Source organism: Suttonella sp. R2A3, assembly GCF_021513215.1.
In the GTDB taxonomy this organism is placed as follows: Bacteria; Pseudomonadota; Gammaproteobacteria; order Cardiobacteriales; family Cardiobacteriaceae; genus JAHUUI01.
On sequence record NZ_CP090975.1, the window covers coordinates 75,007 to 98,822 of the forward strand.

The 23,816-nt window shown below is 49.4% G+C and carries 22 protein-coding genes and 2 pseudogenes; 23 read left to right on the forward strand and 1 reads right to left on the reverse strand.

The window, feature by feature from the left end; translation table 11 throughout:
• The first annotated feature begins 226 nt into the window (after positions 1-226).
• The 19 genes and pseudogenes from rpsB to L0B52_RS00465 all read left to right on the forward strand — a co-directional run bounded on the left by rpsB (position 227) and on the right by L0B52_RS00465 (position 20,126).
• Positions 227-1,039 carry a 30S ribosomal protein S2 gene (gene rpsB, locus L0B52_RS00375; RefSeq protein ID WP_235064566.1) on the forward strand — a complete coding sequence of 271 codons (813 nt, stop codon included), beginning with the start codon at positions 227-229 and terminating at the stop codon, positions 1,037-1,039.
• Between the two features lie 94 nt (positions 1,040-1,133).
• Positions 1,134-2,015 (forward strand): translation elongation factor Ts, encoded by an 882-nt coding sequence (gene tsf, locus L0B52_RS00380; protein ID WP_235064567.1) that lies wholly within the window; start codon positions 1,134-1,136, stop codon positions 2,013-2,015.
• 279 nt (positions 2,016-2,294) lie between these two features.
• Complete coding sequence (gene pyrH / locus L0B52_RS00385) at positions 2,295-3,017, forward strand: UMP kinase (RefSeq protein WP_260088642.1); 723 nt, start codon at positions 2,295-2,297, stop codon at positions 3,015-3,017.
• A gap of 9 nt (positions 3,018-3,026) precedes the next feature.
• A complete protein-coding gene (gene frr, locus L0B52_RS00390) occupies positions 3,027-3,584 on the forward strand; it encodes a ribosome recycling factor (RefSeq protein WP_235064568.1) in 558 nt (185 codons plus the stop codon).
• Entirely contained in the window at positions 3,584-4,309 is a 726-nt protein-coding gene (gene uppS / locus L0B52_RS00395; protein ID WP_235064569.1) for a polyprenyl diphosphate synthase, read from the forward strand. The genes frr and uppS overlap by 1 nt, the downstream gene beginning before the upstream one ends.
• Positions 4,310-5,151: pseudogene (locus L0B52_RS00400) on the forward strand (phosphatidate cytidylyltransferase).
• Positions 5,151-6,500, forward strand: a complete 1,350-nt coding sequence (gene rseP, locus L0B52_RS00405) for an RIP metalloprotease RseP (RefSeq protein WP_235064571.1) — start codon at positions 5,151-5,153, stop codon at positions 6,498-6,500. The pseudogene L0B52_RS00400 and the gene rseP overlap by 1 nt, the downstream one beginning before the upstream one ends.
• A 161-nt stretch (positions 6,501-6,661) precedes the next feature.
• Positions 6,662-8,833, forward strand: coding sequence for a DNA helicase II (uvrD, locus tag L0B52_RS00410; protein ID WP_235064572.1), 2,172 nt, complete (start codon positions 6,662-6,664; stop codon positions 8,831-8,833).
• Entirely contained in the window at positions 8,830-9,636 is an 807-nt protein-coding gene (locus L0B52_RS00415; RefSeq protein ID WP_235064573.1) for an alpha/beta hydrolase, read from the forward strand. Before uvrD ends, L0B52_RS00415 begins: the two co-directional genes overlap by 4 nt.
• Complete coding sequence (locus tag L0B52_RS00420; protein ID WP_235064574.1) at positions 9,633-10,439, forward strand: alpha/beta hydrolase; 807 nt, start codon at positions 9,633-9,635, stop codon at positions 10,437-10,439. Before L0B52_RS00415 ends, L0B52_RS00420 begins: the two co-directional genes overlap by 4 nt.
• On the forward strand, positions 10,439-11,602 hold the full coding sequence (gene argE / locus L0B52_RS00425; RefSeq protein ID WP_235064575.1) for an acetylornithine deacetylase: 1,164 nt from the start codon (positions 10,439-10,441) through the stop codon (positions 11,600-11,602). Before L0B52_RS00420 ends, argE begins: the two co-directional genes overlap by 1 nt.
• Before the next feature lie 72 nt (positions 11,603-11,674).
• Positions 11,675-12,574: a metal ABC transporter substrate-binding protein gene (locus tag L0B52_RS00430; protein WP_311195339.1), complete on the forward strand. Its 900-nt coding sequence runs from the start codon at positions 11,675-11,677 to the stop codon at positions 12,572-12,574.
• A 116-nt stretch (positions 12,575-12,690) separates the two neighbouring features.
• Positions 12,691-13,555 (forward strand): annotated as a pseudogene (locus L0B52_RS00435) (ATP-binding cassette domain-containing protein).
• Entirely contained in the window at positions 13,548-14,405 is an 858-nt protein-coding gene (locus tag L0B52_RS00440) for a metal ABC transporter permease (protein WP_235064577.1), read from the forward strand. The pseudogene L0B52_RS00435 and the gene L0B52_RS00440 overlap by 8 nt, the downstream one beginning before the upstream one ends.
• Positions 14,398-15,246: a metal ABC transporter permease gene (locus tag L0B52_RS00445; protein ID WP_235064578.1), complete on the forward strand. Its 849-nt coding sequence runs from the start codon at positions 14,398-14,400 to the stop codon at positions 15,244-15,246. The genes L0B52_RS00440 and L0B52_RS00445 overlap by 8 nt, the downstream gene beginning before the upstream one ends.
• A gap of 11 nt (positions 15,247-15,257) precedes the next feature.
• Positions 15,258-16,652 (forward strand): Na+/H+ antiporter NhaC, encoded by a 1,395-nt coding sequence (gene nhaC, locus L0B52_RS00450; RefSeq protein WP_235064579.1) that lies wholly within the window; start codon positions 15,258-15,260, stop codon positions 16,650-16,652.
• A 69-nt stretch (positions 16,653-16,721) separates the two neighbouring features.
• A protein-coding gene (gene prfB / locus L0B52_RS00455; protein ID WP_235064580.1) for a peptide chain release factor 2 occupies positions 16,722-17,823 on the forward strand; the annotation gives its coding sequence in 2 pieces (ribosomal slippage) (positions 16,722-16,793 and positions 16,795-17,823; 1,101 coding nt in all).
• Positions 17,820-19,322: a lysine--tRNA ligase gene (lysS, locus tag L0B52_RS00460; protein ID WP_235064581.1), complete on the forward strand. Its 1,503-nt coding sequence runs from the start codon at positions 17,820-17,822 to the stop codon at positions 19,320-19,322. The genes prfB and lysS overlap by 4 nt, the downstream gene beginning before the upstream one ends.
• 6 nt (positions 19,323-19,328) lie before the next feature.
• Complete coding sequence (locus L0B52_RS00465) at positions 19,329-20,126, forward strand: TatD family hydrolase (RefSeq protein WP_235064582.1); 798 nt, start codon at positions 19,329-19,331, stop codon at positions 20,124-20,126.
• A gap of 6 nt (positions 20,127-20,132) precedes the next feature.
• Here L0B52_RS00465 and folB read toward each other — a convergent pair whose 3' ends face one another.
• Positions 20,133-20,489, reverse strand: coding sequence for a dihydroneopterin aldolase (gene folB, locus L0B52_RS00470; protein ID WP_235064583.1), 357 nt, complete (start codon positions 20,487-20,489; stop codon positions 20,133-20,135).
• 91 nt (positions 20,490-20,580) lie between these two features.
• On the opposite strand from folB, the gene plsY reads away from it, so the two are divergent.
• From plsY to L0B52_RS00490, 4 genes are read left to right on the forward strand one after another with little or no spacing between them, the layout of a single operon-like run.
• The gene (gene plsY / locus L0B52_RS00475) at positions 20,581-21,183 is read left to right on the forward strand and encodes a glycerol-3-phosphate 1-O-acyltransferase PlsY (RefSeq protein WP_235064584.1); all 603 of its coding nucleotides are present in this window, start codon (positions 20,581-20,583) and stop codon (positions 21,181-21,183) included.
• Positions 21,183-22,172: a tetraacyldisaccharide 4'-kinase gene (gene lpxK, locus L0B52_RS00480; RefSeq protein ID WP_235064585.1), complete on the forward strand. Its 990-nt coding sequence runs from the start codon at positions 21,183-21,185 to the stop codon at positions 22,170-22,172. The genes plsY and lpxK overlap by 1 nt, the downstream gene beginning before the upstream one ends.
• The gene (locus tag L0B52_RS00485) at positions 22,169-22,873 is read left to right on the forward strand and encodes a glycerophosphodiester phosphodiesterase family protein (protein ID WP_235064586.1); all 705 of its coding nucleotides are present in this window, start codon (positions 22,169-22,171) and stop codon (positions 22,871-22,873) included. Before lpxK ends, L0B52_RS00485 begins: the two co-directional genes overlap by 4 nt.
• Entirely contained in the window at positions 22,874-23,815 is a 942-nt protein-coding gene (locus tag L0B52_RS00490) for a MoxR family ATPase (protein ID WP_235064587.1), read from the forward strand.
• Position 23,816 lies beyond the last annotated feature (1 nt).

Here is a 23,816-nt window from a genome sequence, read left to right on the forward strand (position 1 = left end):
ATTGGTAAAAACAAGCTGTCTATGGTATAAAGCCCACCGCCGGAAGGCAAATAAAAAAACACACAAATACCGACACACGATTTCGGGTGCTGTGTTTAACGGATGTTAAACCAGTGTAATCGTGGGGTGTTTGGAGGCTAAACCCTAGGAAATACTGCGAAAAAACAGCGATGTTTAATGTGAACGCTGCTTTGACGAATATTTCCGTTATTTGGAGTAATTTATAATGAGTACAGTTAGTATGCGCGACCTGTTCGAAGCAGGCGCACACTTTGGTCACCGCACCCGTTTTTGGAACCCAAAAATGGCCCCTTATATTTATGGCAAGCGTGGTGACATTCATATCATCGATCTTGAGCAAACTGTTCCGATGCTCAACGATGCCCTGAATTTCCTTGGCACAGTGGTTGCTAACGGCGGACGTGTCATGTTTGTTGGTACCAAGCGCAGCGCGACCGAGTCGATTCAAAAAGCCGCTTCACGTTGCGGTATGCCGTACGTTAACTTCCGTTGGTTAGGCGGGATGATGACGAACTTCAAAACCATCCGCCAATCGATTCGCCGTTTGGAAGAAATCGAGAATATGTCAAACGACGGGACTTTTGAGAAATTAGGCAAAAAAGAAGTCATTATGTTGGGTCGTGAGCGTGATAAATTAGAGCGTTCATTGGCCGGTATCCGCAACATGCGTCAATTGCCAGATGTGTTGTTTGTGGTTGATGTGGGTCACGAGCACATCGCGATTAAAGAAGCTAACAAATTGGGTATTCCTGTGGTTGGCGTGGTTGATACCAACGGTAAAACGGAAGGTGTGGACTACATTATTCCTGGCAACGATGACTCTGTACGCGCGATTCGCCTCTATGTTGAAGCAGTTGCTGATGCCGTTGAAGAAGCAAAACGCTCAGTAACCACTGGTGGCGACGATGCTGAAGCTGAATTGGCGGAAAACGTTGAAGCAACACAGAGTGAAGAACAGCTAAGTCAAGAAGCATCAGCGGAAAAACAATCCGCTGAAGAAGCACCTAAAGCTGAATAAAACCCCATCCTGTCAGTGCGCTGTGCTGACAGGATCTCATGAATGCTTAATTGCGTGACTGTTAAGGTTGCGAATAAAACAGGAGAGAAGAATTATGGCGATTACCGCACAAATGGTAAAAGAACTGCGCGAACGTACCGGCGCAGGCATGATGGAGTGTAAAAAAGCACTCACCGAAACCGGTGGCGATATTGAAGCTGCTATTGAGCACATGCGTAAAACTGGCTTGGCCAAGGCTGAGAAAAAAGCGGGACGTGTTGCCGCTGAAGGCGCGTTAGTTGTCTCTAGCAGCGATGATGCCAAACAAGTCACCATTTTAGAAGCAAACTGCGAAACCGATTTTGTCGCAATGGGTGATGACTTTACTGCCTTTGCTAACCGTTTGGCTGATATGGTGCGCACCCAAGGTATTGCTGATGTGGATGCGCTTAATGCGGCTGAATTTGACGCTGGCGTCAGCGTTGATGAAAAACGTCGTGAATTGATTGCCAAAATTGGTGAAAACATGAACGTGCGCCGTTTTGAAGCGTTGAATGCAAGTGGTGGTGTGATTGGTTCATACCTGCACGGGCAGAAAATCGGCGTATTAGTGGAAATCAGCAACGACGATCTGGAATTGGCGCGTGATTTGGCGATGCACATCGCCGCGAGCAATCCGATTGCTGTGGACGGAGCGTCACTGCCACAAGATTTTATCGACAAAGAAAACGACATCCACCGCGCAAAAGCAGAACAAAGTGGTAAGCCGGCTAACATCATTGAAAAAATGGTGGAAGGCGCGATGAAAAAACTTTTTAGTGAAGTTACTTTACTGGGTCAAAAATTCGTCAAGAATCCTGACCAAAGTATTGAACAATTGCTCAAAGAAAAAGGCGCTACTGTGGTGCGTTTTGTGCGTTTTGAACTTGGCGAAGGCATCGAAAAAGAATCATCTGATTTCGTTGCTGAAGTGATGGCGCAAGCAAAAGGCAATTAACCTTTTGCCCATCTTGAAAAACCGCCGTTTATCGGCGGTTTTTTTATGCCTTGGGGTTGGGTTTGTGTGTGAAGTGTTTTAAGCGATGAATCAGGATGTATTGCACGGTAATCTGACTTAGAAAATGATTGCTAAAGTGCGTTAACAGGCTTGTGCTAGGTGTTTAAGTTACTTGGTGCTAAATTTTTTCGGCAAAAAGTAAGAAATGAGGCGATATCGTACACGCATTTTTAAGCCGGCAAAGGTATAATACGCCCAATTGAATTAAGAGGAATCATCATGCAACAGCAGCAAGCAAGGTATCAGCGCATTCTCTTGAAAATGAGTGGCGAAGCGCTGATGGGCGAGCAGTCGTTTGGCTTAGATGCTAAGGTGGTGGGGCGTATTGCCAAAGAGGTCAAAACGCTCAATCAGGCCGGTGTGGAAGTGGCAATCGTCATCGGTGGTGGGAATTTGTTCCGTGGCGCGCAATTGGCCGCTTTAGGTATGGAACGCGTCACCGGCGATAATATGGGTATGCTCGCGACAGTCATGAATGCACTGGCGTTACAAGATGCGATGGAGCAGATTCATATGGACGTGCGTGTGATGTCGGCATTGCGTATTGATCAAGTGTGTGAACGTTTTATCCGCCGTCGCGCGATTCGCCATCTAGAGAAAAAACGAGTGGTTATTTGTGCTGCCGGCACGGGCAACCCGTTTTTCACCACCGATTCCGCGGCCAGTTTGCGTGCGATTGAGTTAGAAGTTGATGCGATGCTTAAAGCGACAAAAGTCGATGGTATTTATTCCAAAGACCCCAAACAACATGTTGATGCGGTAAAATATGACCGTTTAAGCTATCAGCAAGTACTCACTGATGGTTTACAAGTTATGGATGCGACCTCGATTGTGATGTGTCGTGATAATCAAATGCCGTTGGTGGTGTTTGATATGACCCAGCCCGATGAAATTGTACGTGCCGTATTCGATGAAGACGTTGGCACAGTCGTACACGCTTAAGGAGAAAAAATGTTACAGGAAATTCAAAAAGATGCTGCGAGCCGTATGGATAAATCGGTTGCTTCGCTAGAAAACGACTTGAGCAAAATCCGCACCGGACGGGCGCATACCAGTTTATTGGATCATGTCGAAGTGGAATATTATGGCGCGATGGTGCCTTTGTCACAGGCAGCGAATGTCTCAGTGGCTGATTACCGCACTTTGATCATCCAAATCTGGGAAAAAGATATGGTGAAAGTGATCGAGAAGGCGTTAATCAACTCTGATCTAGGCCTCACACCGAATACCGCTGGGCAAAATATTCACATCAATTTGCCGCCTTTGACTGAAGAGCGTCGTAAAGAAATGGTGAAAATTGTCCGTCATGAAGGCGAACAAGGAAAAGTCGCGGTGCGTAATATTCGTCGTGATGCTAACCAACACATTAAGCAACTGGTTGCTGATAAAGAAATTTCTGAAGATGACGAGCGTCGTGCTGAAGCAGATATTCAAAAGCTCACCGATCAACACATCGATAAAATCGATGCGTTGCTCGATGAAAAAGAACAGGAATTGATGGAAGTTTAATGGTCGGGGATGCTGTGATAGCGCCGAGCCATGTGGCTATTATCATGGATGGCAATGGCCGTTGGGCAAAGGCGCGCAAACGACCGCGTGTTTTTGGCCATCGTGCCGGACGTGATGCGGTGGATCGTAGTATCGAAGCGTGTGTCGAGGCGGGCGTTAACACGCTGACCCTGTTTGCTTTTTCAACCGAAAATTGGCGGCGACCTGCTTCTGAAGTCTCTGTTTTGATGGAACTCATGGGTAAGGCGCTGCGTGAGTATGTGCCAAAGCTGATTGATCACGGCGTGGCGCTCGAAGTGCTTGGTGCACGTGAAGGGCTTTCACAAACGTTGTGTGCGCAAATTGATGCTGCCGAAGAAAAGACAGCGCAGGGTCAAAAGATGCGTTTGGTATTAGCGCTCAATTATAGTGGTCATTGGGCGTTACATCAGGCAGCGGTGAATTTGGCGCAAGCCAGGCTCGATGATCAAACACTGGGTGAACTTGATGAAGCTGCGTTTGCGGCGTATTTGCCCAAACCTCATTTGCCACCGGTCGATTTGTTGATCCGTACCAGTGGTGAACAACGTATCAGTAATTTCCTGCTCTGGGAACTGGCTTACGCTGAACTTTATTTTACGGACACGTTGTGGCCGGACTTTGACGCCCAGACGTTACACGATGCATTTGCTGCTTATCATGCACGCGAGCGACGTTTTGGCTGCCTACCGCAGCAGGAGAATTAAATGCTCAAACAACGGATCATAACCGCGCTTATCGCCGGTTTGCTTTTTATTGCGGTTAATTTGTTGGTCCATCATAGTGTGTGGATGGTGTTCTGGGCGGCATTAATATCGCTGGCAGCGTATGAAACCGCACGGCTAGTGCCTTTAGTGGATAAACAGCGCTTGGGTTTTGTTGCCATCAATGCACTGCTGGCGTTGTTGGCTATCGCGATAGGCTTGTATCATCCAAACACAAAGCTTTATACCTTCTTTCAACTGCTACTGTGGTTTGCAGCGTTGCTTTGGTTGAGCGTGGTGCCTTGGCAATTAAGCGTCTACGCCCAAAAGGGCCGCTTAAGTTTGTCGGAAGAGCCTTTGGCGTTGCTCAACACCATCTTTTTCTGTGCTTTTGCTTTTGCGGTGGCGATGTGTTGGCGCGAGATCGGCGGATTGAAGCTGCTAGGTTTGTTTGTTCTAGTGTGGTGTAACGATATTGGCGCCTATTTTGCCGGCAAATATTTAGGTAAACACTCGCTTGCTAAAGCGATCAGCCCCAATAAAACCCTTGAAGGCTTCATTGGCGGCTGGGTATTCAGTATGATCTGCGCGGTTATTTACGCGCTAATATTTAACCTGCCAGTTTTTGTGTTTAACCTGCCTATTGGCTTGGTGTCGTTTGTCGTCTTCAGCGCTTTGGTGCTTGCTTTTGCCCCCATCGGGGATCTATGGGAAAGTACACTAAAACGCCAAGCAGGGTCAAAGACAGTGGTCGCATCCTGCCCAGCCATGGTGGTCTGCTCGATCGGATCGATAGCTGGCTGCCGAGTTTGGTGTTTTGGGCAATTTTGCTGGGCAGCCAATAATGACCGTATTTTTTGGCATACTCGGTTTTATCATCACCATCGGTCTGTTGGTGGTGATTCATGAATATGGTCATTTCTGGGTTGCGCGCCGTTTTGATGTCAAAATCCTGCGTTTTTCTCTTGGTTTTGGTAAGCCACTATTAAGTTGGCGTGGAAAACGCGATGGCACGCTGTATACGCTTGCGCCGATTCCGCTTGGTGGCTTTGTGCAGATGTATGATGAGGAAGACGACAAATCAGTTAATGAAGCCGACCGACACCGCACTTTTGCCAGCAAAGCGCCATGGCAACGCTTTCTCATTGCTTTTGCTGGCCCTGCTGTTAACCTGATTTTTGCTGTGCTCGCCTTTGCGGCGCTGTTTATGGTCGGTGTCGATGGTATTCGTCCGCAAGTAGCACATATTGCTGAAAATACACTTGCCGCGGAATCTGGATTGCAAACAGGCGACGTATTAACCGCAATCGATGGCAAAACGGTTAAGCTCGGTATTGATGCACATGTTGCACTGGTGGGTGCGCCACGCGAACTTGTCACGTTAGAGTACCTTGGTGCAGAGGGTCAACCAGGCCAGGCAACCCTTGATCTAAGCTCATTGCGTGCTGGTGATGAACTCGATATGGCGAATGCAACAGGGCTCTATTTGGTTGATGAGTGGTTCCCGGCAACCGTTGGAGAGGTGGTAGAAAATTCACCAGCAGATGTGATTGGGTTACAAGCAGGAGATCAAATTATCTCGATTAACGACGATGGCCCCATGGATTTACTCAGCGCCCATCGCTGGATTGGTGCGCATCCTGATGCTGATGTACGCCTTGTTATCTTACACAATGGTCAATCTCAAACGCTTTCAGGACAGCTGGGGCAGCAAACTCAAGATGGTGACGCAGTTGGATTTCTAGGTATTCGCTGGTTGAGTCCGGATTTTTCCGAGTATCGGACAACCGAACGTTATGGGTTTGTGAGTGCGTTAGGCAAAGGGGTTGATAAAACGCTGTATTACACACAACTCACTTTTAATATGTTTGCTCGTTTGATCAAAGGACAAGTCTCGATCGATAATATCGGAGGGCCGCTGACGATTGGTGATGCGGCAGGTAAAACCTTGCAATACGGCTGGGATGTGTTTTTGAACTTTTTAGGGATTGTTAGTCTGTCGTTAGCCGCAATCAACTTATTACCCATTCCGATGCTTGATGGCGGGCATATGCTGCTCAGTGCGATCGAAATGGTTCGTGGCAAACCGCTTAGCGAACGCGCGATGACTTGGGTGATGAATGTCGGTAAATTCGTGGTGCTTGGGTTTATGGCGTTTGTGATTATCAATGATTTCCACCGCTACTTATTTTAATATAATTTCCTAACAGTCAGGATTTATCCACGCTGTATCGTGATTAGCAAGCATCAGCTTGCTTCTCTCTTGTCAGGCTCACTTACATTACGCGGTTTTCTTGCTATCATGCACCTTCAAACAAACCCTAAGATGCTATTGGCAAAAGGTAAGAGATCAGCGTGGATGTTAGCGAGATTTTAGACGGTTTAAACGATGCACAGCGCGAGGCGGTAACCAGCGAAAACCGTGCCATTCGGGTGATTGCTGGTGCGGGCAGTGGTAAAACACGGGTACTGGTGCAGCGCATGCAGTGGTTGATGGCCGTTGATGGGCTTTCGCCTTATGGGTTACTCGCGTTAACCTTTACCAATAAAGCGGCGCGCGAGATGCGCCAGCGTCTCGAAACCTCCCTCGGTCGACCTTTAGGCCAGCTGTGGATGGGCACGTTCCATAGTATTTGTCACCGAATCCTGCGTCGTCACGCGCCACGTATGAATTGGCCCGCACAATTTGTGATTATGGATAGCGATGATCAAATACGGATGATACGTCGCATGATGCGTGCGCGTGATTGGGATGAATCAGTTAAAAAGCCTAAAGAAATGGCCTGGCAGATTAACGCGTATAAAGAAGAAGGCTTACGCGCTGATGATGTGCCGATCTCTACCTATCCGATCGATATGGCGATCCGTGAATTCTATCAAGATTATGAACGCACTTGTGTGGCGCAAGGCACGATGGATTTTGCCGAACTGTTGCTACTCACCGTCGAGTTACTTCAGCAGCATGACGATGTGCGCGCGGATTATCAACGCCGTTTTCAAGCGGTGCTCGTCGATGAGTTTCAAGACAGCAATACCCTACAATTTCGTTTGGTTGAACTACTGAGTGCCGGTGGCGCGCAATTGTTCGTGGTTGGCGATGATGATCAATCGATTTACGGCTGGCGTGGTGCACGGGTTGAGAATATCCTCTCGCTTGAGCAAGATTTTCCTGAATTGCATACCGTACGGTTAGAACAAAATTACCGCTCGACGCAAACCATTTTAAGTGCGGCGAATGCAGTAATTGCAAAAAATACCGCACGCTTAGGTAAAACGCTTTGGAGTGCCGGAGCAGAAGGTGAAGCGGTCAAAATTTATCCCGCAATTAATGAATACGATGAAGCACGTTATGTGGCCGATCAGATTCAGTCATGGGTAAATGGCGGTGGTCGTTATAGCGAGTGTGCGATTTTGTATCGCTCAAATGCCCAGTCACGGGTATTTGAAGAGGTGCTGGTGCAAAATCAATTGCCGTATCGCGTCTATGGGGGCTTGCGCTTTTTTGAGCGCGCAGAGGTTAAAGACGCACTGGCGTATCTGCGCTTAAGCCAGCACAGCGATGATGATGGCGCGTTGGAACGGGTGATTAATACACCGACACGTGGTATTGGCGCGAAAACAGTCGCTCAGGTGCGGGATTTAGCAAGACAAGGCACTTGCTCGATGTGGTCGATTATCGCCAACCCCGAGCTGCGTCAGCGCCATTTTACGTCTCGCGCGCAATCTGCATTAGCAAATTTTGTTGATTTAATGAGTGAGATGCAAAGTCGGTTGACTGATGAGCGCAGCGTCAAAAAAGCGCTACAAATCGCGGTTCATGATAGTGGTTTATATACCATGCACGAAACCAGCGGCAAAGAAGAAGCCGAGGCGCGTAAAGATAACCTTGATGAATTAATCAACGCAGGAAGCTATGCGGATATGAGTACAGACCCTGATAGCGATCGGCTGATGGATTTTCTCGCTGATGCTGCGCTTGATGCTGGCGATGATCAGGCAGAAGAGGGCAGCGATAGCATCCAGATGATGACCTTGCACAGCGCGAAAGGGTTGGAGTTTCCTAATGTGTTTATCGTCGGGATGGAAGAGAATATTTTCCCGAGTTTCCGCTCGATTGAGAACCCACAACGCTTGGAAGAAGAACGGCGCCTGGCGTATGTCGGGATGACCCGTGCTGAGCAATGCTTAACCCTGTGTTTTGCGGAGCGGCGGCGTTGGCAAGGGATGGATACCTACCCACAACCTTCTCGATTTATCCATGAAATCCCTGAAGATTTAGTGCATTCGGTGCGTCCGATGGTTTTTGCTGGTATCAGTGCGGCGCGAGGGTCAGCTCAAACCATGGCCACCGTGAACGATGAGCATGGGACGTTCAGGCATGGTGAAATGGTGCGCCATCCTAAATACGGTGAAGGGTGCGTAATGCTGCTTGAAGGCGATGGGGCGCATGCCCGTGCCTTGGTCAATTTTGCTTCGGTAGGTGAAAAATGGCTGGTGCTAGCGTTTGCTAAGCTAGAGCGCGCATGACTTGGTGGTGGATACTCTATCTGTTACTCATTGCGCTCGCGCTTTACGCGCTGGTATGGCTGATCGCCTATTACTACTTGGCGCCGCGTCTGTCTTTTCGTCCGCCACCGATCAGTCAAGCGGTTGGTGAGGATACGTTCTGGCTGACTCATGAAAATGGCGCGCGTATTGAAGTGTGTTGGTTTGCACGTGAGCGCGCTGATCATGGAGTAATTTTTTACCAGCACGGCAACGCTGAATTATTGAGCGATATTCACCCGCGCCTACACTATTTAAGCGAGATCACGCAAATGGCGGTGTTTGCCTATGAATATCGCGGTTATGGCTATAGCGATGGACGTGCGACGTTGGCTAATATGCAACAGGACGCGTTACTTGCCTGGGATTATCTGATTCAGCAAGGTTATAAGGCAACTAATGTGATCGTTTACGGACGGTCGCTAGGCAGCAGCAATGCCACATTGATTACCAACCGTAAACAGCCGTTGCGTGCGATGATCCTTGAAGTGCCGATGTGGGATGCGTTTCGTATTTATGCCGATTTATTTTGGACTTGGCGCAGCCATTTAGAAAATGGTCGACGGATTAGTACCATCTCTGTGCCTACCCTGATCTTATACGCTAAAGACGATGCTTTGATCCGCCCGTGGCATTCGAGCGCTTTGTTGAAAGCCAGTGTGGCATCGATCAAGCAACGGGTGGGGTTTTCGTGTGCACACGCAGAGATTCCCGAGCAAGTCGACTATCATCAGACGCTAAACGCATTTTTAGACACACTCCCTCATAAGGCAAGCGCACCATGAATATTCTTGAACCGAGCCAGTCTGCTTGGGCAACCATTATTGTGGTCCATGGGATCGGTGAACATAGCGGCCGCTATCAAGCGCTCAGTGAATGGTTGGCTAAGCAAGGTTTACGGGTGTGTCGCTATGATCATTATGGTCATGGTCAGGCAAGCGGAAAGCGCGGCAGTATCGAGTACCAAACGCAGTTGCGTGAGGATTTACTCTGCCATGTTCGAGCGTTAGCTGAGCGTTATCACGAACCCTTGTTGTTACTCGGTCACAGTATGGGTGGTTTGATTGTTCTTGACGCAGCATTGAGTGATGGCGAAGGTATTTCTGGTGTGATTGCTTTATCGCCGGCCATTCGTGTTACGGCTAACCCATTGCAGCGTTGGTTATTGCCGGTATTGCGCCGCATTCTGCCCAATATCTCTCTACCCACCATGTTGCCACCATCAGGCATCAGTCATGATCCGGCGGTGGTAGCAGCGTATGCACAGGATCCACTCGTTCATGATCGAATTACACCCACGTTAGCGCACTATATACTCAACGCGGGTGCGCGTGTGCTCAAAGCAGCACAGCATTGGCAACTGCCGACCTTACTGCTTTATGCGGGTGCGGATCAATTGGTTGATCCAACGGGAAGTGGTGATTTTTTAGAGCGCGCATCAAAAGATAAGGTTCGGGGTGTGTGTTTTCCTGAGGCTTATCATGAACTACACCACGAACCCGATACTACTGAATTCTATACAGCGCTTGAACACTGGCTTGGCGCGCATAGAAACCGCTTACAACAAAGAGACGAGGCTGATGTTTGATGAAAAAACCCGTCGTGACTGATTATTCGGTTGAATCGCTATTGCAACGGTTAATCGCTCATCCAAGTGTTTCTAGTGAACCCAATCGAGCATTGATTGACGAGGTTGCAGCACTGGCTGCGTCGTATGCTGATGACATCGCCATATTACCTAATGAAACTGGTGATAAAGCGGGATTGTTGTTGCGCTTTGGCCATGGCGAGGGTGGACTTGTTTTTTCTGGACACAGCGATGTGGTGCCAGTTGTAGGACAAGACTGGCACAGCGATCCGTTTGATTTGCACAAAGCTGATGGGCGCTATTACGGGCGAGGTGTTGCGGATATGAAAGGCTTTATTGCCTGCGTGCTCAGTCTGATGCCGTGGCTGGCTGAGCAAAATTTAGCACGGCCAGTTATTGTGGCGATCAGTTATGATGAAGAAATCGGCTGTTTGGGTGCACCACAGATTATTGAAGGTTTGCAAAACTGGGGCGCTCAAGGGGCGCTCGCAGTGATTGGTGAACCGACATTACTAGAACCTGTGGTTGCACAAAAAGGGATCACAAATTTACGCACCACCGTTTATGGCAAACCGGCGCATTCGAGTCAAATTGGCCAAGGGATTTCCGCGGTACACGAAGCAGCAAAGCTGATTGTCGCGATTGAGGCGATGATGGGGCAATGGCAGCAAGAAGGGCGACTTGATGGGCAATTTGCGATTCCGTTTTCATCGCTGCATGTTGGCACAGTCCATGGTGGGGAGGCGGTGAATATTAACGCGGCAAGCTGCCAATTTGATTGGGAATTACGCCACTTGCCGCAAGATGATGCTCAAATCTTGATTGATCACATAGCAGCTGCTGGCAAGGCATTAATCGAACAGCAACCGGGTTTGCGTATTGAGCACCAACGTCTCATCGAGACCGTGCCGGCATTAGCCGCTAGAGATCAAGGAACCTTACTCGATTTATTGAGCCGTCATTTGCCCGACATGGCCGTACAAACAGTCGCTTATGCGACTGAGGCGGGTATTTTCCAACAAGGCGGTTTTCCTGCGGTCATTCTCGGGCCAGGGTGTATTAGACAAGCGCATCAAGCCGATGAGTGGGTGGAATGTGCACAGCTCGAGCAATGCGTTCACTTATTACGCCATCTGATCAACGATTATTGCATTAACGCATAGAGCATTTATTTATTGAGAATTGTTCTCATCTATTGTAGTTTATGCGGACCTTTTTAATTTATGGAGTCATTTATGACCGTGTCTTTACGACAACTAGGATTGTTGGGCTTATTAAGCGTGTCGATAGTTGGCTACGCCGCAGATAAGTTTACTGTAGCCACGACGTTTACGATAATTGCCGATATGGCGCAGAATGTGGCTGGTGAACAGGCGACTGTGGTATCAATCACCAAACCTGGGGCAGAAATTCATGGCTATGAACCCACCCCGAAAGATATTGTGCGTGCCCAGGAAGCAGATTTGATTTTGTGGAATGGCATGTATCTCGAGCGTTGGTTTGAAAAATTCTTTGCTTCTATTGACGGTGTACCTTCGGTGGTGGTCAGTGAGGGCGTAGAGCCAATGTCGATTAGCGGTGGTGAGTACGATGGCAAACCCAATCCGCATGCCTGGATGTCAGCAAGCAGTGCGAAAATCTATATCGATAATATTGAACAAGCGCTCAGCCAATATGATCCTGAACACGCTGCGGACTATGCGGCTAACGCAGCGGCGTATAAGGCACAAATTGAGGTGATGGACCAGCGTATCCGTGAAGGACTCGAGACGATTCCTGAAGCGCAGCGTTGGTTGGTGACCAGTGAAGGCGCGTTTTCGTATCTGGCACGCGACTATGACTTAAAAGAAGCCTACCTGTGGCCGATTAATGCCGAACAACAGGGCTCGCCGCAGCAGGTGAGTGCATTGATCGAAACGGTGCGTGACAATGATATCCCGGTGGTGTTTAGTGAGAGTACCATTTCCGATAAACCAGCCAAACAAGTTGCTAAAGAAACCGATGCGATTTATGGTGGTGTGCTCTATGTTGATTCATTGTCTGAGGCAGGTGGTGTGGTACCAACCTATCTTGACCTGCTCGATGTGACCACGCAAACCATTATTGACGGCTTTCAGCAGGCTTTAGAACGTTAAGTTTGCTTACAACTATTCTGGACTGAACCCTGAGTCGGCATTGATAGGGCCGGTTCAGCTATACTGATTGCTCGGGTTATAGTGGGTTCAATCATGCAAAATTTATTTGAGGAACTATGCAAGAGAACGTTTCTTTAACCGCGCAGGAAGTGCGCGTCACCTATGCCAATGGCTATACCGCCATTCACGATATCAACTTATCGTTAGCAGGGGGCACTGTGTGTGCACTGGTTGGCGTCAATGGTAGCGGCAAATCGACGTTGTTTAATTCGATTATGGGGATTGTTCGCCCGCAAACTGGTGAAATTTGCCTGACTGGCGTGCCGGCAGCCGAAGCCGTTAAACACAACGGCGTGGCGTATGTCCCACAATCAGAAAATATCGATTGGCAATTTCCAATTTTAGTACGTGATGTCGTTATGCAAGGGCGCTACGGGCATATGGGATTTCTGCGTCGCGCACAAAAACGCGACGAACAAGCAGTTGATGCAGCAATGGCGCGCCTTGGTGTAAGTCAACTCGCCCACCGACAAATTGGTGAGCTCTCCGGAGGGCAGAAAAAACGGGTGTTTTTAGCACGCGCGTTAGCCCAGGAAAGCCGCATTATTTTATTAGATGAACCATTTACCGGGGTTGATGTCAAAACCGAACACGCGATCATGGCGCTGTTACAAGCGCTGCGTGATGAAGGTTATCTTATTTTGGTGTCCACCCATAACCTCGGCACCGTGCCCGATTATTGTAATGAGGTGGTGATGATTAACCGCACCGTTATTGCGGCTGGCCCCACATCGACCACCTACACACATGAAAATCTCAGAAAAGACCTTTGGTGGTATCTTGAAGCATATCCGTATTGATGACAGCAGCGATCAAGCGAATGCGGTTACGATCGTTACCGATGACGAACGTCCGGCGGTCTTTTTGGGTAAACGCCATCACCCAGCCAATTATCATACGCAGGACTCAGACGATGATTGAGTTATTAAGCGAACCATTTACCTACAACTATATGGTTAAAGCGATGGCTGCGAGTGCCTTGGTGGGCACAGTATGTGCGCTGTTATCGGTATTTTTGATGCTCAAAGGCTGGTCATTGATTGGTGATGCGCTATCACATGCTGTGGTCCCAGGGGTTGCTGGTGCGTACGCATTGGGTTTACCCTACACGGTCGGCGCGTTTTTTACCGGTTTTCTCGCTGCCACCGCGATTCTTGCGCTGAATCAGATTGCACGACTCAAACAAGATGCGGTAATCGGGTTTGTTTTTTCATCGTTTTTTGCTGCCGGGTTGCTGCTGATTTCGCTCAACCCGACCTCGATTAATATTACCGCAATTATTTATGGCAATATTTTAGGGATGAGTGATGCCGATTTATGGCAGATCATTGCGATCTCGGCGCTGACTTTGCTGATTATAGCGTTGAAATGGCGTGACTTCATGCTGCTCTTTTTTGATGAAACCCAGGCGGTAGCCAGTGGCTTGGCGGTGAATCGCTGGAAGGTTATCTTTTTTGCGATGCTGAGTGCGGCAATCGTTGCTTCTTTGCAGGCGGTGGGTGCAATTTTGGTGATTGCCTTGGTGATTACCCCTGGAGCTACCGCTTATCTAATCAGTGATCGTTTTGGGCGGGTGTTAATTATCGCGATGGTGATTGGTTTTGTTACCAGCCTGGGCGGAGCGTATTTAAGCTACTTTATTGATGGTGTTACAGGGGCGATTATTGTTGTGTTACAAACAGTGATTTTCCTGTTGGTGTTTGCGTTCTCACCAAAATATGGGGTGTTGGCGCGACAGTGGCGACAAAAAAAGGCGGTGGCTCATGGATAGTTTACTGGCTATTTTGGTCACACCATTAAAATATGGCTTTATGCAGCAGGCGTTGCTGGTCGCGGTGGTCGTTGGCGTGGTCTGTGCGTTGCTGTCGTGTTTTCTCGTCCTTAGAGGCTGGTCGTTGATGGGTGATGCGATATCGCACGCGATTCTGCCTGGGGTTGTGTTGGCAAGTGTTGTCGGATTACCGCTGAGTGTTGGGGCATTTTTCTCAGGCCTGCTTTGTGCGCTTACCACCGGCTATATTCACAGCAATAGCCGAGTGCGTGAAGATACGGTGCTCGGGATTATTTTTGCCGGCATGTTTGCCCTTGGCATATTGATGTTTACCTCGATGGATACCGAGCAGCATTTAAGCCATATTCTCTTTGGTAATATTTTGGGTATTGAGCGTGATGATTTATGGCAGGTGCTGATTATCAGCGGCTTTGTGATCACTGTGATGGCGCTCAAATGGCGCGACCTATTATTGTTTATTTTTGATCCCTCACACGCACGCATTGCCGGCTTGCCAACCCGTTGGCTACATTATGGACTGTTGGTCTTGCTTGCGCTCACTTCAGTTGCGGCGATTCAAGCGGTTGGAGTGGTTTTGGTTGTGGCAATGCTGATTGCCCCGGGAATCACAGCGCAATTGGTGTGTCGACGCTTTGGTTGGATGTTGGTGGTAGCCTGTGCTGTTTCGGTTTGTGCAGGCGTTCTTGGGGTGATTTTAAGTTTTCATTTTGACGCCTCAACCAGCGCTTGTATTGTTCTCACTCAAGCGGCGTTGTTTGTGCTTGCGCTGATTTGGCAACGCCTCAGTGTGATCTATCGCTTCCGGCAAACCGCTATTTAACCAGGATGTTTATGTCTGAGACTCAAACCATAAGAACCCCTTCCTTTATTCATGCCGCACTAACCTTTTTTGCGGTAGTGCTGATCATAGGGATGGGCCTGTTTGTGCTCGATATTGGTCTGCACAGCTTGATGTTGGTTGCTTTACTGGTGGTCGGTGCGAGTGCCTGGTCGCTCTATCGTGGTGCGTTTTTGCCGATTCGTGAGGCGATGAGCTCTGGAATTGCTCGGGCGATGTCAGCGATTTATATTTTCATCTTAATCGGGGTGTTGATTGCCGCGTTTATTCAAAGCGGCACGGTCGCCACGCTGATTTATTACGGCTTAGCAGTGATTTCGCCGGGTTGGTTTTTACCGGCTGGATTGCTGTTGTGCAGCTTGATGTCGGTGGCGACCGGTACCAGCTGGGGAACGGTAGGGACGGCCGGTGTGGTGCTGATTGGTGTCGGTGGGGCGATGGATATTCCCTTGCCGATTGTCGCGGGCATGATCGTTTGTGGGGCGTGTTTCGGCGATAAGATGTCGCCGATTTCCGATACAACAAACTTGGCGGCGATGGCCTCGCAAACCAATTTATACCGTCATATTCAAAGTATGCTCTACACCACAGGGCCTGCGTATATCATCACCTTGATTGCCTTCGCAGTGGTTGGCCAACAGTACGGCGCGAACACCATGCCGCACGCTGAGCTTAATGAACTGTTCGCAGCGATTGAGCTACAATATCAGGTTTCCTGGATTGCGTTGTTGCCGCTGATTGTTTTGTTGGTCTTGAGTATGGCGCGCGTGGCGCCTGAGCCTTCGATGTTTTTCTCCGCATTGGTCGCTGTGGTGCTTGCGATTGCCTTCCAAGGCGCTGAACCAACACGAGTGCTCAATGCGCTCTGGTCCGGTGGGCACCCACAAACCGGGGTGGAAAGCCTGGATGGCCTGTTGAGTCGCGGCGGTATTGAGTCGATGGGCTGGACGCTGTTTCTATCGTTACAAGCCCTAGCGCTCGGTGGTATTTTGCACGAGTTCGGCTTTTTGCGCGTGTTAATCACCGGAATTATTTCTCGTGCGAAGCATGTGGGCGGATTGGTGAGTGCGACGATACTCTCATGCTGGGTCGGTAATATGAGTATGGGTGAGGCGTATATGAGCATTATCCTTGGTGGACAGCTCTATAGTAACGCCTATGATCAAGCAGAGGTGGATCGTGCGGTGCTCTCTCGTTCTTTGGAAGAGGGCGCAACGCTGACCGCACCGCTGATTCCTTGGACAACGGCAGGGGCGTTTTTTGCAACCACGTTAGGCGTTTCGGTGATCGATTATCTGCCGTACGCGTGGATGAATTTGCTCAATCCATTGGTCGGTATTGTGTTTGCCTATTTAGGGATTGGTCTGTTTCGCCGCGCGAAAGGTTAAATAAAGCGCGGTCACTACATTTTTGCGCTATTTTTTTTTATAATGACGCGTTTTGCGCGGATTTAATTTATGGAACTCAACAGTACCTACGAACACATCACCGACTTGCTTGAGCGTGAGGCGGCGCTTAGGGGGTATCTTTGACTACGAGCTCAAAGCTGAACGCCTCGATGAGGTCACGCGCGAGCTAGAGCAGCCTTCAGTTTGGGATAAACCCGATGTGGCCGCTATGCTTAACCAAGAGCGCTTGATGCTTGAGAAAATCGTACACGGCTTGGATGCGCTCAAGCAAGGCTTGCATGATAGCGAAGAGCTGATTGAGCTTGCTGAAGCAGAAGATGATGAAGAAACGGTCGCGGCGACGATGAAAGATGTTGATCGCTTCACCAAACAAATCGAAGATTACGAGTTTCGCCGCATGTTTGACGGGGAACTCGATGAAAATAACGCATTTTTAGACATTCAAGCAGGCTCTGGCGGTACAGAGGCGCAAGATTGGGCGTCAATGCTGTTGCGGATGTATTTGCGCTGGGGTGAGGCTAAAGGGTTTAAAACAGAACTCATCGAAGAGTCACCGGGCGAAGTCGCCGGGATTAAATCAGCAACCATTCAGTTTAGTGGCGAATACGCCTTTGGTTGGTTGCGTACAGAGATCGGCGTGCACCGCTTGGTGCGTAAATCGCCATTTGATAGCGGCAACCGCCGTCATACCTCGTTTGCTGCGGTGTTTGTTTCGCCGGAGATTGATGACAATGTTGATATCGACATTAATCCGGCGGATTTGCGGATTGATGTGTATCGCGCGTCTGGCGCTGGTGGACAGCACGTCAACCGGACTGAATCAGCGGTACGTATCACCCACAACCCAACCGGGATTGTCGTGCAATCGCAAAACAGCCGCTCACAGCACCAAAACAAAGATACCTGTATGAAACAGCTTCGTGCCAAGCTTTATGAGCTGGAAATGCAGAAGCGCAGCGCAGAAAGCCAGGCGCTTGAAGACAGTAAGTCTGATATTGGCTGGGGTAGTCAAATTCGTTCTTATGTATTGGATTCACAACGTATTAAAGACCTGCGCACCGGTTATGAAACGAGCAATACCCAAGCGGTGCTCGATGGCGATCTCGACGCCTTTTTACAAGAAAGTTTAAAACAAGGAGTATCTTTATGAGCGAGGCAAACCAAGACGATAATAAACTCATCGCTGAGCGTCGCCAAAAACTTGCTGCTATCCGTGAACAACAAGCGATCGCGTTTCCAAATCATACGCGTCCGACCCACCAAGCCGCCATGCTGCATGAACGCTACGCAAGCGAAGAAGATAGCGAGGCATTAGCTGCAGTAGGAGAGGTACTGCTCGCTGGACGTATGATGGGTAAACGCGTGATGGGTAAGGCGAGTTTTGCGCAAATCCAAGATGGTAGTGGCGTGCGTATGCAGGTCTATATTGCGCGTGATGAACTCGCTGAAGGGGTCTATGCGCAATTCAAAAAATGGGATGTGGGCGATATTATCAGCATCAAAGGAACGTTGTTCCGCACCCGCACAGGGGAACTCACGGTGCATGCCAGCGAGATTGAATTATTAACCAAATCGCTGCGTCCCTTACCAGAGAAATTCCATGGCCTGTCTGATCAAGAAACACGCTATCGTCAGCGCTATGTTGATCTGATTATGAATGCAGAAAGCCGCGAAGTCTTTAAAACGCGGGTCAAAGTGTTGCGCTATATCCGCCACTTCTTTGAAGACCATGATTTTATGGAAGTCGAAACGCCGATGATGCATCCTATCCCCGGTGGTGCGACCGCGAAACCTTTTGCGACCCACCATAACGCGCTTGATATGGCGTTGTTTCTACGCATCGCGCCGGAATTGTATTTGAAGCGTTTGGTGGTTGGTGGTTTTGAGCGGGTGTTTGAAATCAACCGCAGCTTCCGTAACGAAGGGGTTTCCACACGACATAATCCGGAATTCACAATGCTTGAATTCTATCAGGCGTATGCCGATTATCACGACTTGATGGATTTGAGCGAAACGTTGTTGCGCGGACTGAGTGAGGCGGTTATCGGCAGCACGCAATTCACCTATCAGGGGCAAGAAATTGATTTCGCGAAACCTTTTGCGCGCTTGAGTATGGTCGAAGCGATTGTGCAATACGCGCCGCAGCACGCGGCGATTGTGCATGACCATGTGGCGCTGGCACAAGTATTGCGAGAAGAGTATCAGCAGAAAGTGACCACAGAAGATGCATTGGGTAATCTGCAAACCCTGCTTTTTGAAGAGGCTGTGGAACATCAGCTTATCCAGCCGACCTTTATCACTGCTTATCCTTGGGAAGTGTCGCCATTATCACGGCGTAGCGATGACAATCCGGCGCTTACCGATCGCTTTGAACTCTTTATTGGTGGTCGAGAGATGGCCAACGGCTTTTCCGAGCTAAACGATGCCGAAGACCAGGCCGAGCGTTTTCGCGCGCAAGTGGCGGCGAAAGATGCTGGCGATGACGAGGCGATGCACTACGATGGCGATTATGTCCGTGCGCTGGAATACGGCATGCCACCAACTGCCGGCGAAGGTATCGGCATTGACCGTCTGGTGATGTTGCTTACCGACAGCCCGTCGATTCGTGATGTGCTGCTGTTCCCGCATATGCGTCCGGAGCAACATTAAGCGAATATGAGACCTGCTGCGCTTGTCGATATTGGTTGTAATCTAACCAGCCCACGTTTAATGCGCGATCTCGATCGTGTGTTGCGTGAGGCGCGCGCAGCGGGTGTTACCCAACAGGTTCTCACCGGAACCGATCCGACAAGTAATGCAGCGTCACTAGAACTCGCCGAGCAACACGCCGATTTATTCGCCACAGCTGGGCATCATCCCCATCATGCCAACGATTGGCAGCCAAATTCTCATCCGGCCGCTTTACAAGCCATCGCGCGTATGGATCGTGTGGTGGCGGTTGGCGAAATGGGATTAGACTATCACCGTAATTTCGCTAAACCCGTCAATCAGCGGCGCTGTTTTCGCGATCAACTGGCTGTGGCGGCGACGGTGGGTAAGCCGGTGTTTTTACACGAGCGTGATGCGTATGAGGATTTTATTGCCATCTTGCGGCCGATGTTACCTGAGTTACCGGGCGCGGTGTGGCATTGTTTTACCGGCAGTAGTGAAGCGCTGGAAACGGTGCTTGATTTAGGGCTGTATATTGGCATTACCGGTTGGATTTGTGATCCGGTTCGAGGTGAGGCGCTTCGTGAGCAGGTTAAAGTCATCCCAGATGATCGGCTGATGGTTGAAACTGACGCACCGTATTTGACCCCAAAAACCTTACAGCCCACGCCACGCACCAACGAACCGAAATATCTTGGAGAAGTGGTGAGCATGCTTGCCCAATGCCGTGGGCAAACGCCTGAGCATATTGCCTCAATAACGACCACGAATGCGCGCCAGTTTTTTGGCTTAAATGCTCAGTAAGCTGTCTTATGGTCGTTGACGCTGCAGGCGTATGCCGAGCTCACGCGTAGCGGCAATCGCACCAGGTTTTTTGATAGTGAGTGTGATCGTGGTTGCTGGATACGCAGCAAATACACTATTGATCAGCGCGCTAGCAAACGCTTCGAGTAGGCCAAATTCTGCCTGATCGGCAAAGGCTGCAATGTGATCAGCCACAGCTGCGTAGTTAATCGCATCGCTAACCTTATCGCTGGCTGCAGCGGCACTAAAATCGGTGGCTAATTCAATATCAATAATCAAACGTTGTTTGCGTACGCGCTCGTGAGGCAGTACGCCGATTAGTGTATCAATGTGTAGTTGTTCAATGAAAATACAATCGTTCATGGTCAAATCCTATAAAATAGGTTGTTTATGATAACGTTGTTTGCTGTCAAATTGGTATGATGAGCACACAAAATCCACAGAGGAAAAGCTTATGAGTTTTATTATCGCGCTACTGGCGGGAATATTTGGTTATTTATGTGGATCGCTGTCTTCGGCTGTGATTGTCTGTAAATTATTTGGCCTGCCCGATCCGCGCACGCAAGGCTCAGGCAACCCTGGGGCAACTAATGTGATGCGTGTTGGTGGCAAATTGCCGGCAATCATTACCTTGGTCGGTGACCTATTGAAAGGTTTGTTGCCTGTACTTTTGGTTAAGCTACTTTGGCCAGAAGCCGAAATGGCCTGGTTACTGGTTGGCTTGGGGGCATTTATCGGGCATTTATGGCCGGTGTTTTTCGCATTTCAAGGCGGCAAAGGGGTGGCGACCGCGATTGGCGTGCTACTGGCCTGGCATGTTTGGCTGGCGCTAAGCTGTATTGCGATCTGGTTAGCGGTGTTTCTCTGGACACGCGTTTCTTCACTTTCAGCGCTGATTGCTGCTTTTTGCGCACCGTGGCTCGCTTTTTTTATGATGAATGACAAACAACAGCCGATGATGGTGCTCGCGATGGTCGCACTACTCATTTATCGCCATCGAGAAAATATTGCGCGTCTGCGCAGCGGTGAAGAAGCGGCGTTTAAGCGTAAATCTTAATGCAAGCGGTTCCGCAGTGGTGGCGAGAACGACGCTGGCAGTCCTGGATACTATTACCCCTTTCTTGGATTTTTGGCGGCGTTGTACGTATTCGCGCTTGGCTATACCGGGCTGGGGTTCTTAAGCGCTATCGCGCATCTGCCTGTGTGGTGGTGATTGGCAATATTACCGTCGGTGGTAATAATAAATCGCCATTGGTGATCGCTTTAGCACGGGCGTTAAAAGCGCGCGGTGTGGCGTGTGTGGTGATTAGTCGCGGTTATGGCGGGAATCAGCAGGGCGTTGCGCAAGTACGTACTGACTCAACGGCCGCACAAGTGGGTGATGAACCGGTGATGATTGCCGAGCAAAGTGGGGTGCCAGTTTTTGTTGGGCGACGTCGCGCACAAGTAGCAGCAGCTGTGATGGCTGCTTATCCCGAGACACAAGTGATTATTAGCGATGATGGCCTGCAGCATTACGCGTTAGCGCGGGATATCGAGTGGGTGGTCGCTGCAACAGATTTTGTCTTTGGTAATCGTTTTTTGCTGCCGGCAGGGCCATTACGTGAGCCTGTATCGCGTTTGTCTTCTGTCGATGCATTATTATCCACTAAATCAATCAACGCACCAGTCTCAGTTCGCCAAATTCAGTTCATGAGTCAGGCACAAGGCGCTGTACATCTGTTATCTGGTGAAAACATAGCGTTACAGACGTTGGCTGATGCACAACCACTGTATTTAATTTCAGCGATTGCACGACCTGAGCGTTTGTTCGCGAGTATTGCCGCGCAGGGGGGCACACTTGCTGATTACCGGTTTTTCCCCGATCATGCGCCATTAGCAGCAGAAGTTGCGGATTTTGCGGCTGACGGGATTATTTTGATGACTGCTAAAGATGCGGTAAAAATTACCGAGTGGCCTAAAGAATTGCGTGAGCGGGTATATGTGCTTGATTATACAATACAGATTCCACATGAATTAATAGCAGATATTGAGGAGCGGATATGAGTCAGTGGATTGCCCACCGTGGTTTATCAGCGGTAGCGCCTGAAAATACCTGGGCGGCGTTTGAATTGGCCTGGGCGCATGATTGTGATGGCATCGAGCTCGATGTACAGGTAAGTCGTGATGGGGTGGTGTATGTTCATCATGATGAATCATTGCTGCGTACTGCTGGCCAAGATCTAAACCTTGCTGACAGCGATGCTGTAACGCTTGATACGGCTGATGTCGGCAGTTGGTTTGCCCCAGAGTTTGCTGGTCAACGACTGCCACGGCTTGCTGAAGTGATTGCGATGATGCCGGTGGGCAAAATCATCCAAGTAGAAATTAAACCCGATGTGGAGAATCTAGCGGCGATTGCCAAGGTGCTAAACGAGGCGCGCCGCGATGTAACGATTTATATGATCAGCTTTAACCAACAGGTATTGTGTAAATTGGCGGCATTGGTGCCGGATTTACCAACACTTTGGGTCATTGATGAGGCGGAAGCACGTACCGCTACGGTATTTGAATTGGCCAAAGAGCAGCGCTTTAGCGGGATTGATGTCAATGAGGTGGTGGTTGATCAAGATTATGTCCACAATGCTCATGCCCATGGGCTGATACTCGGGGTTTGGACGGTCAATGATGCGTCACGTAAACACACGCTTGCCACGTTTGGCGTTGATATGATCGCCAGCGATAACGCACACCAACAGGGGTCATAAATGCCTGCAATGCTCGATGAAGGATTACGACAACGATTTGATCGGGCTGTCACGCAAATCAATCAAATCGTGGTCGGTAAAGAAACGGTGGTTCGTTTATCGTTAGTCTGTTTACTCGCGCGCGGTCATCTTCTGCTTGAAGACTTACCCGGTTCAGGGAAAACAACTTTAGCTAAGGCCTTCGCTGCAACGCTTGGTCTGGATTTTCGCCGTATTCAGTTTACCGCAGATTTATTGCCTGCAGATGTGTTGGGTTTTTCGATGATGCAAACCCATACCCAAGAACTACGCTTTTACCGCGGACCGGTTTTTACCCAACTCTTACTCGCTGACGAGATTAACCGTGCATCGCCAAAAAGCCAATCAGCGTTACTTGAAGCGATGGAAGAGCGGCAAATCAGTATCGATCATGAAACGCACGCGCTTGACCCGCTGTTTTTTGTCATCGCCACGCAAAACCCACGTGAACAGGTTGGGACGTTTGCTTTACCAGAATCACAAATTGATCGGTTTTTGATGCGCTTGAGCTTAGGTTATCCTGAGGCCGACAGCGAGACAGCGATTTTACGGGGCCAGCCAAGAACGGCGATGCTCGCTGATAGGCAAGCGCAACTCTCAGCACAGGATATTTTGGCGTTGCAGGAAGCCGCGCAAACGGTATTTGTATCGCAAGCCGTGGCACAGTATGTGCAGCATCTATTAGCCTACACACGCCAACAATCAGTTTTTAGGCACGGGTTGTCGACCCGCGCTGGCTTGGCGCTGATTGCTGCAGCCCAAGCTTATGCGTTGATTGGCGGGGAACAGGCAGTCTTCCCGCAACATATTCAAGCGGTATTTTTTGGCGTTGCCTGGCATCGCCTGCACGGCCATGAGCACGACAATATGCAACATCAAGAGCATCTTCAACGTGTGCTCGATGAGGTAGCAGTGCCGTTATAGT

Coding starts and splice junctions, on each gene's coding strand:
- plsY (WP_235064584.1), top strand. CDS start 20,581: ATGAGTTTTATTATCGCGCTACTGGCGGGAATATTTGGTTATTTATGT.
- argE (WP_235064575.1), top strand. CDS start 10,439: ATGAAAAAACCCGTCGTGACTGATTATTCGGTTGAATCGCTATTGCAA.
- uppS (WP_235064569.1), top strand. CDS start 3,584: ATGGTCGGGGATGCTGTGATAGCGCCGAGCCATGTGGCTATTATCATG.
- lysS (WP_235064581.1), top strand. CDS start 17,820: ATGAGCGAGGCAAACCAAGACGATAATAAACTCATCGCTGAGCGTCGC.
- nhaC (WP_235064579.1), top strand. CDS start 15,258: ATGTCTGAGACTCAAACCATAAGAACCCCTTCCTTTATTCATGCCGCA.
- rseP (WP_235064571.1), top strand. CDS start 5,151: ATGACCGTATTTTTTGGCATACTCGGTTTTATCATCACCATCGGTCTG.
- L0B52_RS00430 (WP_311195339.1), top strand. CDS start 11,675: ATGACCGTGTCTTTACGACAACTAGGATTGTTGGGCTTATTAAGCGTG.
- L0B52_RS00490 (WP_235064587.1), top strand. CDS start 22,874: ATGCCTGCAATGCTCGATGAAGGATTACGACAACGATTTGATCGGGCT.
- L0B52_RS00445 (WP_235064578.1), top strand. CDS start 14,398: ATGGATAGTTTACTGGCTATTTTGGTCACACCATTAAAATATGGCTTT.
- L0B52_RS00440 (WP_235064577.1), top strand. CDS start 13,548: ATGATTGAGTTATTAAGCGAACCATTTACCTACAACTATATGGTTAAA.
- L0B52_RS00415 (WP_235064573.1), top strand. CDS start 8,830: ATGACTTGGTGGTGGATACTCTATCTGTTACTCATTGCGCTCGCGCTT.
- frr (WP_235064568.1), top strand. CDS start 3,027: ATGTTACAGGAAATTCAAAAAGATGCTGCGAGCCGTATGGATAAATCG.
- lpxK (WP_235064585.1), top strand. CDS start 21,183: ATGCAAGCGGTTCCGCAGTGGTGGCGAGAACGACGCTGGCAGTCCTGG.
- rpsB (WP_235064566.1), top strand. CDS start 227: ATGAGTACAGTTAGTATGCGCGACCTGTTCGAAGCAGGCGCACACTTT.
- L0B52_RS00420 (WP_235064574.1), top strand. CDS start 9,633: ATGAATATTCTTGAACCGAGCCAGTCTGCTTGGGCAACCATTATTGTG.
- L0B52_RS00465 (WP_235064582.1), top strand. CDS start 19,329: ATGAGACCTGCTGCGCTTGTCGATATTGGTTGTAATCTAACCAGCCCA.
- L0B52_RS00485 (WP_235064586.1), top strand. CDS start 22,169: ATGAGTCAGTGGATTGCCCACCGTGGTTTATCAGCGGTAGCGCCTGAA.
- tsf (WP_235064567.1), top strand. CDS start 1,134: ATGGCGATTACCGCACAAATGGTAAAAGAACTGCGCGAACGTACCGGC.
- pyrH (WP_260088642.1), top strand. CDS start 2,295: ATGCAACAGCAGCAAGCAAGGTATCAGCGCATTCTCTTGAAAATGAGT.
- folB (WP_235064583.1), bottom strand. CDS start 20,489: ATGAACGATTGTATTTTCATTGAACAACTACACATTGATACACTAATC.